The organism is Bacillus cereus group sp. MYBK15-3, assembly GCF_051916765.1.
GTDB lineage: Bacteria > Bacillota > Bacilli > Bacillales > Bacillaceae_G > Bacillus_A > Bacillus_A cereus.
Genome location: NZ_JBQAHG010000007.1, coordinates 51,655 through 65,433 on the forward strand (window position 1 = coordinate 51,655; position 13,779 = coordinate 65,433).

Genomic DNA, 13,779 nt, shown 5'->3' on the forward strand with positions numbered 1-13,779 from the left:
TTGATATAGGGGAAATCTATACCATCTGCTTTTTGGTTTACAAAAATACCATTCATAAGCGATTTTAGTTAAAATAAATATTGCTGATTTTCACAAATTATAAATTGAGATTTTGAAATTGTATTCATAGTGAGAGGATTTGAATTTGAAATGATAGATAATTTTTGGCGTGAATTACCACGACCATTTTTCGTACTTGCACCAATGGAAGATGTGACAGACGTTGTTTTCCGTCACGTAGTAAGTGAAGCAGGTCGTCCGGACGTATTCTTCACAGAGTTTACAAACTCGGATAGCTATTGTCATCCAGAAGGTATGAAAAGTGTACGTGGCCGTTTAATTTTTACAGAAGACGAACAGCCGATGGTGGCACATATTTGGGGAGACAATCCCGAATACTTCCGTCAAATGAGTATTGGTATGGCAGAACTAGGATTTAAAGGCATCGATATTAATATGGGTTGCCCAGTTCCGAACGTTGCATCAAGAGGGAAAGGTAGTGGCCTTATTCTACGTCCAGACGTTGCAGCAGAACTTATCCAAGCAGCAAAAGCGGGCGGACTACCTGTCAGCGTAAAAACACGACTTGGCTTTAAAGAGTTAAGCGAGTGGGAAGATTGGTTAACGCACATTTTCAAACAAGATATTGCAAACCTTTCTATTCACTTACGTACAAGAGAAGAAATGAGCCAAGTAGATGCGCATTGGGAACTAATTCCGGAAATTAAAAAATTACGTGACCGTATCGCACCAAATACGTTAATAACAATCAATGGAGACATTCTTGATCGTAAAATGGGGCTGGAACTTGCTGAAAAATACGGCATTGATGGCGTAATGATCGGACGAGGCATCTTCAAAAATCCATTTGCGTTTGAAAAAGAGCCAAGAGAGCATAGCAGTAAAGAACATCTAGATCTTTTAAGACTACAACTTGATCTTCAAGATCAATATGCAGAAGTACTGCCACGCTCAATCACAGGACTTCACCGCTTCTTCAAAATTTATGTAAAAGGCTTCCCTGGAGCTGCTGAATTGAGAAATCAATTGATGAGCACGAAGTCGACGGATGAGGTGCGTGCTTTGTTGGATAAGTTTGAGGATAGTGTTGGTGAGGCTCAGGATAGTGAGACGGTTTAACTTTTAAGCACTTAAATCATTTCATATGTAGTGCATGACATGAGTGAGTTGAAAATAAGTGCAGAGCTGGAAAAGAACAGTGTATTTGAGAAATCAAAACACTGTTTTTTTCTTTTAGTTAATGTTAAGAGAGAAATCTTTTTATAGGCATATAAAAAACATGTAAGAGCTCTGTAGATACAATGATAGAGAAAAGTTCGGGTAAGACTATAAAACATATCTTTAAAATGTTAAAGTATTAATTTAGCGGACAATAACTAAAAGGTTAGATTAAACATGATAATTTAAAGCAGGTTATAGCATAAACTTTAACCGCTGAATAAATAATCAACATTTCAGGAGGAAACCCAATGGCAATGAGCAACAACGATATATTAAAAAGAGTACGATACGCTTTAGATATAAAAGATATAGATATGGTAGAAATCTTTAAACTTGGCGGGATGGAAGTAACGAAAGAAGACGTAGTTGATATGCTTACAAAAATAAAGAGAGCTCCTCAGCACGAAGCTGAAAATGATGAGGTAGCTGAAGATGAGTACGTAAAAACATGCGATATGATGATGTTAGAGGCATTTTTAAATGGATTTATTACTTTAAAAAGAGGAAAGCAAGATCCGAAACCAGGACAACCGGCACCTGTACAAAGCAAGGAGAGTGCTAATAACCTTCTTCTAAAGAAAATGAAAATCGCACTATCTTTAACGAGTGAGGATGTACTTGATATATTAGATAGCGTAGGCGTTACGGTAACAAAAGGAGAGTTAGGCGCTCTATTAAGAAAAAAAGGTCATAAAAATTACAAAGAGTGCGGCGATAGATACGCAAGGAATTTCATTAAGGGATTAGGTGTAAAGTATAGAGGATAATGAGTTCGTTAAAGCAGTAAATGATATAATAGGTAGAGTAGGACGTTTGTATCCTACTCTTTTTTATTTGTAAAATAATACGCTAGGTGATGAAATGGTACATACATATTTAGGTGAGACAATTAATTTTCATATAACTTATAAGAAGAAAAAGTCCGTGCGTCTTTTTGTGGATTCGTATGGAAATGTGGAAGCGCAGGCTCCGAAAGGGACACCTGTTGAATACTTAGTCCAGTTGCTAGAGGAGAAGTGGGATTGGATTCAGACAACTCGTAAGGAAATGGCGGAACGAGCGCATGGACCACAGGAAAAGGATTATGATCAAGGAGAGGGCTTTTTGTATTTAGGGAATACGTATCCGATACAGATTTCCCAAGATGCAAGCATTGAGCAAGACAACGCAGTATTTGAAGGGGATAAGTTACATATTTATGTGAAAGAGCTTAAGGATGAGAAAATACAACAAGCTTTAAAACGATTTTACTATAAGCAGTGTAAATCTTTAGTAGAGAAGAGTATTAAAGTGCATCAAAGTAATTTCAAAACAAAACCACGTTCTATTCGTATTACAGATAGTAGTCGTACTTGGGGTACTTGCGATTCGAATTTACAACTAACATTCAATTGGAAGCTAGCAATGGCACCACAGCGAGTAATTGACTATGTAGTTGTTCATGAAATGTGTCATATGGTTCATTTAAATCATGATCGATCTTTTTGGCGTCTTGTCGGGAAGATAATGCCTGATTATAAGGAAATGGAGAACTGGTTAGCTTTATCTAGTTGGAAGATGACGGTTTAATGTTGCGCTTTGTATAGGTTGCAATTATTGTCAATCTTTGTCGGTAAGTCGATATATTTCGAAAATCGCTGATATATTCGGAGTTGCGCCGATATATTTCGAAAACCGCTGATATATTTGGAGTTGCAATCGATATGTTCAATGAAGAGAAAGTAAAAGGAGAGGTCACAGCAGACATCTCCTCTTTTCGAGTATATAGATTATCGTCCAAACTTCACAACAAAATCCCCATCCACTTTCGCCATCTCATACCCACGATACCCCTCCAAAAGCAAAGCCTGCTGTCCACTAGCATCACTCATTAGAATACTTTGAACATCCGTCAAATCGCTTTCTTTATCTCCGCGCAATTTCTTCACAAAAACATACCGCAGACTACCACCATACTTTTCCTTCAGCGCAGCAATCTCCATTCCTTGCGCAAATTTATCCTTCAAGCTCGGAATGTTAAAAGGAGCAACGGTGCAGCATACGTAATCATATTTGCTGTCTTCTTTTTGCAATTCTTCCATAATGACTTTCGCTAATATTTTTTGCATCCCATTTCCTCGGCAGTTCGGATGAACGTTTGAGATTTCTTGATAGATGACGCGGTGCAGTTCACTTTCTGATAGACCAATATCAAGCCCTAAATGTTCATCGTCGATAGGAGGGACGAGTAGAGCGCGAAATGCGATGAGTTTGTTTTCGATAAAAGCACCGATCATCATGCCGTTTCCTTCTAGAATGTATTGAAATTCTTCTTGTGAGAGTGGTTGTAAACGACTTTTATCTTCTAGTGCTTCAATTACGATGTTTTGTAGTGATAAAATTTGTTCGATGTGCTCTAGTGATAGTAATGTAACGTGAAATGATTCGTTATTTTGTTTTAATGTTCCTTTGTATAGAACCGTCATATGATAGTCCTCCTTTAGCGTACAACGTCTTGAAAGACGGTTAGTTCTTGTAGCGTATCTTCGTTTATTTCAATGCCGAGTCCGGGCTTTTCGTTTAAGCGAATGAATGGTACATCGTAATGTAAGTTTCCAATGTCTTTCGTGAATTTTAATGGTCCTGTTAGCTCTACGCTCGTAATGATTTTCTTTGAGAAAGCGACATGGAATCCTGCGGAAGAGGCAACAGATGATTCGACCATTGATCCCACTTGGCATTCAATGCCGGCCATTTCAGCTTGATGAGCGAGCTTTACAGCTGGATGTATGCCACCGCATTTCATTAGTTTTATATTCACTTTATCAGCAGCTTCTAATTTAATAATTTGGCGCATTTCACGAGAACTTTTTAGTCCTTCATCAATCATAAGCGGGAGGTCTGTCTTAGAACGAATATGAGCCATGGCATCAATATCGTCCGCGATAACAGGTTGTTCAATCCAGTCAATGTTTAAATGTCCTAATGAACGCAGTGCTGTTAATGTGTTTGCGCTATTTTTCCAGCCTTGGTTTACATCAACGCGAATAGCGATGTCATTTCCTACACGTTCTCGTACAGCTTCAATACGTTTCATATCTTCTTTTACATTCGTACCAACTTTCATTTTGAAAGATTGGTAACCTTTTTGAATCATAGAAGCAGCTTCTTCAGCCATATCTTCAGGATCGGCAATACTTAAAACGTGAGTGACAGGGAATTCTTCATGATAGCGCCCGCCAATTAATTGATATACAGGTTGATTTAGTTTTTTGCCCATTATATCAAAACAAGCAATATCAATTGCAGCTTTCGCTGTTGGAACACCGTAAATTGTATTGTCCATCATGTCGTGTATTTTTTCGATATTCATTGGATTTTTCCCGATTAGAGCAGGGGTTAGCGTATGTTTTAAAGTATGGAAAGTACTTTCCCATGATTCACCTGTGACGTGATCATCAGCAACGCCTTCACCGTAACCGATAATACCTTCATCTGTTTCCATTTTGACGATAATAGAGGGCATATCAGAATAAGAGCCATAACTAATAACAAACGGATTGCGAAGCGGTAAACGAATTGCGTAAAGATGAATAGCTGTAATTTTCATTGAATAGAAACCCCTTCCTGTTTACAATAGTTTTGTACATTTGATATAGTTGACGTTAAATAGTCGTTAATTAATGATAAGGAGTTAGAGAAAATGATGATAAAAATTGCAGTTGTCGGTTCAAAGGAGTTTATGGAGAACCTTTTTCCTATTGCTCAAAAATTAGAAGGAATAGAAATTGATCCATATATTTACCTTCATCCGACGGAATCTTCTGAACTATTAAAGTGTCTAAAGCCTTGTGATGTCATCTTTTTCTCAGGTGCTTTACCTTATTATATGGCAAAAGAAATAAGAGAACAATTACGAATTCCAAGTACATACTTACAGCAAGACGAGACAACTGTCGCATCTTCAATTCTTTCTATCATGTATCATCAAAGTATTCAACCACATAACATTTCCATCGATTTAGTAGACCGCTCGTTTATTACAAATGTGTTCCATGATATTGGTATAAAAGAAAGCCCGCAAGTGTTGGATTATGAAAATATGCTGTGGAGTAAAGATGAGATAAATAGAGTTATCGATTTTCATGTAGCTAAATATCAATCTGGAGAAGCTCATTTAGCTTTAACTAGTATTCACGCTGTTTACGACGAGCTTCAAAAAATAGGTGTTCCTTCAGAGCGCATGATTGATCCAACACAATCCATTATACATGGTCTAAAAGATGCAAAAATAAAAGCTGAGTTAGCAAAAAGCTATTCAGCTACTGTTGGTGCTTGTATTATTTCTTCCTTAGAATTACGAGCGAGTTTGCTTGAAAAACTAGATGTCATTTCAAAAGAACTACGTGGTTCATTTAAACAAGTGGATGAAATGACATGCATTTTGTATACAACTCGTGGTGATATCGAATCAATTATTAAAACAAATGCGATAGATAACTTGTTTGCGAGCGTAGAAGGAACGATAGCTATTGGATTTGGTTATGGGAAAACCGTGAAAGAGGCGGAGCAAAATGCAAAAATTGCTCAAAGTTTTGCAAAGAATAATCCAATAGATCGTTGTTTTTATATACTAACAAGTGATAAAGATTTGTTTGGTCCGTTCCCGAAAGAACAGAGAGTACAAAGTTTGAAAAATGATAATCCGGAACTAATGAAAATAGCGAAGGAAACGAAGCTTAGTCCGGCCAACTTGTCAAAAATCATTCAATTTAGTCAATCGCATCCGTCATTGAAGTTTACAGCAGCTGACCTTTCTGAGTACTTACAAGTGACTCGAAGATCGACAGAAAGGTTGTTAAAGAAATTAGTTGATTACGGGTATGCTCATATTTGTGGCGAGGAAATGCCCTATCAACAAGGGCGACCTCGCGCACTATATGAACTGAATTTACCGCTATTTTTAAGCTTCTAGTTGAGCTTTTTGTTTCTTTAGTAATTCTGCTTTTTCAATGTCTGATAGTTTTACAATTGTGAAGCCTGTTATGCCATAAATGATTGAGATAATAGGTACGATGAAATTCAAAATAGCATAAGGGGCATATTCAAATGCACCTACGCCAAGTGTAGCGAGAATAAATACACCGCACGTATTCCAAGGAACGAAGACAGAAGTTAATGTTCCGCCATCTTCTAATGCTCTGGATAAGTTTTTTGAATGTAGTCCTTTTTCTGTGTATGCATTTGCGTACATTCTTGAAGGGACAACAATTGAAATATATTGTTCAGAGCAAGTAAGGTTTGTTGCAAAACAAGATGCGATAGTAGAAGCGATAAGCCCTTTTGCTGATTTCGCTAACTTTAAAATTTGATTTACAATTGAGCGAAGAATACCTGTATGTTCTAATACTCCTCCGAAAGTCATAGCGACAATTGTCATAGAGACTGTATTCATCATCGAATCTAAGCCACCGCGGTTAAATAGTTCGTCTACTAGCTTGTTTCCAGTGTCTATAACAAATCCAGCTTGGAGTGCACCGACAGATGCTGAGACAGAACCACCTTGAATAAAGACTTGTGATAAAAATCCTAAAATAATACCGACGAGAATCGCTGGTATAGCAGGAACTTTTTTTGCGACCAATACCATAACGACTACGGGTATAATGAGTAGGAAAGGTGAGATAACAAAGTTTTGTTGCAATACTTGTAACGTTTGATCGATGCTCTTCGCATCAATATTGTTAGCGCCGAAGCTTCTTCCTAAGAGCGCGTAAACGATAAGAGTAATAATTAAACCTGGAACTGTAGTAAATAACATATGACGAATGTGTGCGAATAAATCTGTATTTGTTAATCCTGCGGCTAGGTTAGTTGTATCTGAAAGCGGTGACATTTTATCGCCAAAATAAGAGCCTGAAATAATGGCACCAGCAACCATTGGAGCTGGGATTCCCATACTTAGGCCAATTCCCATTCCAGCAACACCAATTGTCCCCATTGTAGACCAAGAGCTACCAATTGCTAATGCAACGATAGAACAAATGACGGTAATGGAAACTAAAAATAGTGATGGAGTTAAAAGTTTTAAACCGTAATAAATCATCGTTGCGACGATTCCACCGCCAATCCAAGCACCAATTGTTAAGCCAACAAGAATAATAATGACGATAGCAGGTAATGCAAGACGAATCCCTTTATACATTGCTTCTTCAAGATCATTCCATTTGTAACCATAACGCCAAGCGACAATAGAAGCAACGGTTGTACCAATAATAAGTGGAACGTGAGGGGTTTGTTTTAATACAACAATTGTAACCATCATAACTGCAACGGTAATGATAATAGGGATAATCGCTATTCCAAAAGGTATTTCTTTTTTCATAAAGTTCCTCCTTGTTACGTATGTTTGTTTGTATTTTTAGAATTGTCGTAAAATAGACGTTTATTAGGTTATGATAACTAAAAGTTTATGTAAGCGTCAACATAAAAAACAGAAAATAAGGAATGTTCTAGTTTTTTGTTTAGTTTGTAATATAAGTGCAGAGTAAGGTTTTTAAGTATTTAAAAATAAACAATTGACTTTTTTCTTAAAATTCAATATGTTCATAAAAACATCTGTTTTTCATAAGTATAATTAACCCGAATCGTTTGTAATGTGGGAAGGAGACTGGAACGTTGAAAACATTAGAACTACAAGAGCGCTTAACGGAGATTTTTCAGCATTTACACGAAAACCCTGAAGTAAGTTGGAAAGAATATGAAACGACAGCGTATATTACTGACTTTTTAAAAGAAGAAGGAATTTCATATAGAACATTTGATGATTGTCCAGGTGTAATTGCTGAGATTGGAGGCGGGAATCCAGTTATTGCGATTCGTGCTGATATGGATGCACTTTGGCAAGAAGTAAATGGAGAATTTAAAGCGAACCATTCATGTGGCCATGATGCTCATATGACCATTGTAATGGGACTTATTTTACAATTGAAAAATATGAGATGGAAAAGTGGTATGGTTAGATTTATTTTTCAGCCGGCAGAAGAGAAGGGGAATGGTGCTTTGAAGATGGTGGAGAAAGGTGCTGTAGATGATGCTGATTTCTTATTTGGCGTCCATCTAAGACCAATTGAAGAACTATCTTTGAAACAAGCAGCCCCATCTATTCGCCATGGAGCAGCAGGATTTTTAGAGGGTATGATTCATGGGGAGGATGCACACGGGGCAAGACCACACCAAGGTGTGAATGCAATTGATGTCATTTCCATGATTAATATCGGTTTGAAAAATATTTGGCTGCCACCGCAAAGTTCCTATTCAGTAAAAATGACGAGATGCCAAGCAGGTGGTAATAATTTAAATATCATTCCAGGAAATGGTCATTTCAGTTTAGATGTAAGAGCTGAGAGTAATATACTATTAGAAGAATTAAAGAAAAAGATTGAGCATGTAATAGAATCAGCTGCATCGATGGGGTCGAAAACTTCATACGAATGGATGGATCTTGCACCAGGAGCAGAGGTTTCCGAAGAAGCAGAGCGCTTTATGCGTAAAGGTATTCTCGAAGTGTATGGGGAAGAGAGATGCACAGGGCCTCTCTATACGACAGGAAGCGATGATTTCCATTACTATACAGTGAAAAGACCACATTTAAAAGCTGTCATGCTTGGACTAGGAGCAGACCTACAACCTGGATTACACCATCCGTATATGAGATTTGATCATAGTTGTATTATGGATGGGGTAGAAATATTGAAACAAACTGTATTGAAAGTGTTAGAAGACAGGGGCTAAAGAGCTCCTGTTTTTTTGTCGTGAATTGTCGGTAAATCGATATATTGAGAAAATCGTTAATATATTTGAAGTTATGATAGATATATTGAGAAAATCGTTAATATAATTTCACGTACCTATTAATTTGATAAAAAATGAGCCTCCAGTACATGGTGTATAATAATAAGTACCATTTTTTAATAGGAGAAAACGAATGAACGAACAATATTACGATGCAGTTTTACATATAAAAACAGTCGGTGAGCAAAAAGGGTTTAACAAATCTATGCATTATCACCGTTATGAACCGACGCCGTATAGCGGATTAGATGAGTTACTGAATCAATATGAAATAAAAAGTAGTGACCGAATTGTAGACTTTGGGTGCGGAAAAGGGCGATTAAACTTTTATATGCATCATAAATGTGGGGCTTCAGCAGTTGGAATTGAAATGAATGAAGAGTTTTATAAAGAAGCGATGGATAATCGAGATTGTTATGCTCGAAAAGCACGAAACAGTAAGGGGAAAATTCAATTCCAATGTTGTTTAGCGCAGGAATATGAGATTGATCCACATGATAATAGGTTTTATTTCTTTAATCCGTTTTCTGTGCAAGTGTTTATGAATGTAGTAAATAACATTTTGCTTTCAGTAGAAAACACGGGGAGAGAAGTGGATATTATTTTATATTATCCTTCTGAGGACTATATTTTCTTCTTAGAAAATCAGACTGCGTTTGAGCTGAAGAAAGAAGTAAGGTTGCCTGGGGCTTATGAGAAGAATGGGAATGAGAGGTTTTTAGTTTATACATTAGGGTAATAAAAAAACAGGTGCCAAGGCACCTGTTTTTTTATTAGTTACGGATTAAGTAATCAAATGCACCTAAAGCTGCGTTTGCACCTGAACCCATAGAGATGATGATTTGTTTGTACGGATTATTTGTACAGTCACCTGCAGCAAACACTCCTGGTACGTTTGTAGCGCCGTGCTTGTCTGTTACGATTTCACCGCGAACGCGTTCAACTGTTTCGCCTAACCAGTCTGTGTTTGGCACAAGACCGATTTGTACGAATACACCTTGTAATTCAACGTGATGAACTTCTTCAGTTTCACGATCGATGTAAGAAATACCGTTTACTTTATCAGTACCAGTGATTTCTTTCGTTTGAACGTTTTTCAGAACAGTTACGTTTGGTAAGCTGTTAAGACGCTCTTGTAATACAGCATCAGCTTTTAATTCTGGCATGAATTCAAGAACAGTTACGTGCTTAACAATACCTGCTAAGTCGATAGCTGCTTCAATACCAGAGTTACCTCCGCCGATAACTGCTACGTCTTTTCCAGTGAATAATGGACCGTCACAGTGTGGGCAATATGCTACACCTTTATTTTTGAACTCAGCTTCACCTGGTACGCCAACATTACGCCAGCGAGCACCTGTAGAAACGATTACGCTCTTACTTTTCAGAATAGCGCCGTTTTCAAGTTCCACTTCAATAAGTTCTTTTTTCTCTAAACGTTTCGCACGTTGTAGATTCATTACATCGATGTCGTATTCTTTTACGTGCTCTTCAAGGCTTGCTACTAGCTTAGGACCTTCAGTCTTTTTTACGCTGATGAAGTTCTCAATGCCCATAGTATCCATTACTTGACCACCGAAGCGCTCAGCAACGATACCAGTGCGGATGCCTTTACGTGCTGCGTAAATTGCTGCACTTGCACCAGCAGGGCCGCCACCAACAACAAGAACATCGTATGGATCTTTATCAGAAAGCTCTGATGCATCTGGACCGTTACCCATTTTAGCTAAAATTTCTTCAAGTGTCATACGACCGCTTCCGAAAGATTCGCCGTTTAGGTAAACAGTTGGTACTGCCATGATGTCTTTGCTTTCTACTTCCTCTTTGAATGCAGCGCCATCAATCATAGTATGTGTAATACCAGGGTTAAGAACGCTCATTACGTTAAGAGCTTGTACAACATCAGGACAGTTATGACAACTTAGGCTGATATAAGATTCAAAATGATATTCGCCTTGAATGTTTTTAATTTGATCGATTAATTTTTGTTCAACTTTTGGAGCGCGTCCACTTACTTGTAGTAAAGCTAACACTAATGATGTAAATTCGTGTCCTAATGGAATACCAGCGAATACGACACCAGTGTCTTCACCAGGGCGGTTTACGCTAAAGCTTGGTGTTCTCTCTAATTCAACTTTTTCTACTGTAATCTTAGATGACATAGTAGCTAATTCGTCTACTAGAGCTAACATATCTTTAGATACGTTATCGTCTCCTGCGCTTACCTTAAGTAAAATATCGTTCTCCATTAATTGAAGGTATTGGGATAGTTGTGTTTTTATATCTGCATCTAGTATCATTTTGATCGAACTCCTTAGATTTTGCCTACAAGGTCAAGGCTTGGTTTAAGTGTTGCAGAACCCTCTTGCCATTTAGCTGGGCAAACTTCACCTGGGTTGTTACGTACGTATTGAGCAGCTTTAATTTTGTTAACAAGAATGCTTGCGTCACGGCCGATACCGTCAGCATTGATTTCCATAGATTGGATAACGCCGTCTGGATCGATGATGAATGTACCACGAGCAGCAAGACCTTCTTCTTCCATTAAAACGTTGAAGTTTGTAGTGATTGTGCGAGTTGGGTCACCAATCATGATGTACTCGATTTTGCCGATAGTTTCTGAGCTATCATGCCATGCTTTGTGAGTGAAGTGAGTGTCTGTAGATACAGAGTATACTTCAACGCCTAAGTCTTTTAGAGTTGCGTATTGGTTTTGTAAGTCTTCAAGTTCAGTTGGGCAAACGAATGTGAAGTCAGCTGGGTAGAAACAAACTACACTCCATTTTCCTTTTAAACTTTCGTCAGTAACTTGGATAAATTCTCCATTATGGTAAGCATTAGCTTTAAACGGTTTTACTTCTGTGCCGATTAATAACATATTAAAATTCCTCCTAAATGTTGGTTTTGAGCATCAAAAAATAGTGTGCTCATAAAATATATTTTTTAATTAACTATAATAATTCTAATTCGATATTAATTATCATATAGAAGTGGTTATTTTGTCAAGAGAATAAACCAACTTTATACCGATTTAATTAATATTTATTCTCAATTAAGGCTAACAGGGAATGGAAAGGTAACTTTAAGTTTATAAATTTTCAATGATTGTTTGAAAGAGTAGTGTGTATGTTAGAGATATGGTGTAAGTGTAAATTCTTAGGAAGGAAATATTTCTTAGAAGTTATGTATTTGAAAAGGAACTGCTTATTTCTATTTTACAAAGAATTGTGCGATAAATAAAATAAAATGAATCGAAATCTTTTTGAACAATTTTTGTCATCTCAAATATATAATTAGGAAGTATATTACGCTGATAGTTAGAAATATTGACTCAAAGTGCTAACGAGATATAATAAAACCTAGATATACCTTTCAAAAAGAAGAATACATATTTATAGGATGAAAAAATTCAACCTATTATTTTTTATAGCTTTTAGAAAACGCTTACAATTGGTGTGGAGGGGAAACCATGTCTAAGTTCACAAAGTATTTTTTAATGGAAGCTAAAGATGTGATTGCATATGTGAAAGAGAAATTATCTAAGTTTGAACATGCAAAGGGGCTAAAGTGTAAAGAAATAGGTGATGGCAATTTAAATTATGTGTTCCGCGTTTGGGATGAAAAAGAGAACATCTCTGTCATCGTAAAGCAAGCTGGGGATACAGCTCGCATTTCAGATGAGTTTAAGTTGTCGACGAATCGTATTCGCATAGAATCAGATGTTTTGCAGTTAGAGGATGAGTTAGCACCTGGACTTGTTCCTAAGGTGTATTTATTTGATAGTGTGATGAACTGTTGCGTAATGGAAGATTTATCGGATCACACAATATTACGTACAGCACTTATAAATCATCAAATATTTCCGCAGCTTGCTGACGACTTAACTACTTTTATGGTAAATACACTTTTATTAACATCTGATGTTGTAATGAATCATAAAGAGAAGAAGGAACTTGTGAAGAATTATATAAATCCTGAATTATGTGAGATTACAGAGGACCTCGTATATTCAGAACCATTTACAAATCATAATAAGCGTAATGAGTTATTTCCTTTAAATGAGGGATGGATTAGGGAGCATATTTATAGTGATAAAGAGCTTCGTATGGAAGTAGCGAAACGTAAATTTTCTTTTATGACGAATGCACAGGCATTGCTTCATGGTGATTTACATACTGGTTCTGTTTTTGTAAGAGATGATTCTACAAAGGTTATTGATCCTGAGTTTGCTTTTTATGGACCTATGGGATATGACGTTGGGAATGTAATGGCGAATTTAATGTTTGCTTGGGTGAATGCAGATGCAACGATGCCACCTGGAGCTGAGAAAGATACGTATATGGATTGGTTACAAACTACGATGGTAGAGGTAATTGATTTATTTAAGAAGAAGTTTTTAGATGGTTGGGATATTCATGTGACCGAGATTATGGCGAAGGAAGAAGGCTTTAACGAAGTATATTTACAATCTGTATTAGAGGATACAGCTGCAGTGACAGGTCTTGAATTAATCCGCCGTATTGTTGGATTAGCGAAAGTAAAAGATATTACTTGTATTGAGAATGAGGAAGCACGTGCTAGAGCGGAGCGAATTTGTCTTAAAGTAGCGAAGAGTTTTATTTTACGAGCGAATCAATATAGAACAGGTACAAGTTTTGTAGAAACGTTAAAAGAACAGTCAATGCACTACGCGGAGTAAGGGGA

12 protein-coding genes are annotated in these 13,779 nt (G+C 37.0%); 7 read left to right on the top strand and 5 right to left on the bottom strand.

What is annotated here, in order from left to right; all coding sequences use genetic code 11:
- Window positions 1-150 precede the first annotated feature (150 nt).
- The 3 genes from ACTFR8_RS24920 (at window position 151) to ACTFR8_RS24930 (ending at window position 2,811) form a co-directional block, all read left to right on the top strand.
- The gene (locus ACTFR8_RS24920) at window positions 151-1,140 is read left to right on the top strand and encodes a tRNA dihydrouridine synthase (protein WP_000566706.1); all 990 of its coding nucleotides are present in this window, start codon (window positions 151-153) and stop codon (window positions 1,138-1,140) included.
- Between the two features lie 350 nt (window positions 1,141-1,490).
- Window positions 1,491-2,009 carry a DUF1456 family protein gene (locus ACTFR8_RS24925; protein ID WP_001251702.1) on the top strand — a complete coding sequence of 173 codons (519 nt, stop codon included), beginning with the start codon at window positions 1,491-1,493 and terminating at the stop codon, window positions 2,007-2,009.
- Window positions 2,010-2,103: 94 nt separating this feature from the next.
- A complete protein-coding gene (locus ACTFR8_RS24930; RefSeq protein WP_000233734.1) occupies window positions 2,104-2,811 on the top strand; it encodes a M48 family metallopeptidase in 708 nt (235 codons plus the stop codon).
- Window positions 2,812-3,011: 200 nt separating this feature from the next.
- On the opposite strand, the gene ACTFR8_RS24935 is transcribed toward ACTFR8_RS24930, so the two are convergent.
- Complete coding sequence (locus tag ACTFR8_RS24935; protein ID WP_000217576.1) at window positions 3,012-3,707, bottom strand: hypothetical protein; 696 nt, start codon at window positions 3,705-3,707, stop codon at window positions 3,012-3,014.
- Window positions 3,708-3,721: 14 nt separating this feature from the next.
- Window positions 3,722-4,831 carry a mandelate racemase/muconate lactonizing enzyme family protein gene (locus ACTFR8_RS24940; RefSeq protein WP_000704489.1) on the bottom strand — a complete coding sequence of 370 codons (1,110 nt, stop codon included), beginning with the start codon at window positions 4,829-4,831 and terminating at the stop codon, window positions 3,722-3,724.
- A gap of 93 nt (window positions 4,832-4,924) precedes the next feature.
- Between ACTFR8_RS24940 and ACTFR8_RS24945 the strand changes: the two genes are divergently transcribed.
- Complete coding sequence (locus ACTFR8_RS24945; RefSeq protein ID WP_000972818.1) at window positions 4,925-6,196, top strand: hypothetical protein; 1,272 nt, start codon at window positions 4,925-4,927, stop codon at window positions 6,194-6,196.
- Here the strand turns inward: ACTFR8_RS24945 and nhaC are convergent.
- Window positions 6,185-7,606: a Na+/H+ antiporter NhaC gene (gene nhaC / locus ACTFR8_RS24950; RefSeq protein ID WP_000711520.1), complete on the bottom strand. Its 1,422-nt coding sequence runs from the start codon at window positions 7,604-7,606 to the stop codon at window positions 6,185-6,187. The genes ACTFR8_RS24945 and nhaC overlap by 12 nt on opposite strands.
- 293 nt (window positions 7,607-7,899) lie before the next feature.
- Here nhaC and ACTFR8_RS24955 point away from each other — a divergent pair, with 293 nt between their 5' ends.
- Together ACTFR8_RS24955 and ACTFR8_RS24960 are read left to right on the top strand one after the other, a co-directional pair.
- Window positions 7,900-9,015, top strand: coding sequence for a M20 peptidase aminoacylase family protein (locus tag ACTFR8_RS24955; RefSeq protein WP_000853513.1), 1,116 nt, complete (start codon window positions 7,900-7,902; stop codon window positions 9,013-9,015).
- A 193-nt stretch (window positions 9,016-9,208) separates the two neighbouring features.
- The gene (locus ACTFR8_RS24960) at window positions 9,209-9,814 is read left to right on the top strand and encodes an SAM-dependent methyltransferase (RefSeq protein WP_252209767.1); all 606 of its coding nucleotides are present in this window, start codon (window positions 9,209-9,211) and stop codon (window positions 9,812-9,814) included.
- Window positions 9,815-9,848: 34 nt separating this feature from the next.
- Here the strand turns inward: ACTFR8_RS24960 and ahpF are convergent, their stop codons facing one another.
- Window positions 9,849-11,375: an alkyl hydroperoxide reductase subunit F gene (ahpF, locus tag ACTFR8_RS24965; RefSeq protein ID WP_000599501.1), complete on the bottom strand. Its 1,527-nt coding sequence runs from the start codon at window positions 11,373-11,375 to the stop codon at window positions 9,849-9,851.
- A gap of 14 nt (window positions 11,376-11,389) precedes the next feature.
- Entirely contained in the window at window positions 11,390-11,953 is a 564-nt protein-coding gene (ahpC, locus tag ACTFR8_RS24970; protein WP_000924420.1) for an alkyl hydroperoxide reductase subunit C, read from the bottom strand.
- A gap of 591 nt (window positions 11,954-12,544) precedes the next feature.
- Here ahpC and mtnK point away from each other — a divergent pair.
- Window positions 12,545-13,774, top strand: a complete 1,230-nt coding sequence (mtnK, locus tag ACTFR8_RS24975) for an S-methyl-5-thioribose kinase (protein ID WP_044584083.1) — start codon at window positions 12,545-12,547, stop codon at window positions 13,772-13,774.
- Window positions 13,775-13,779 lie beyond the last annotated feature (5 nt).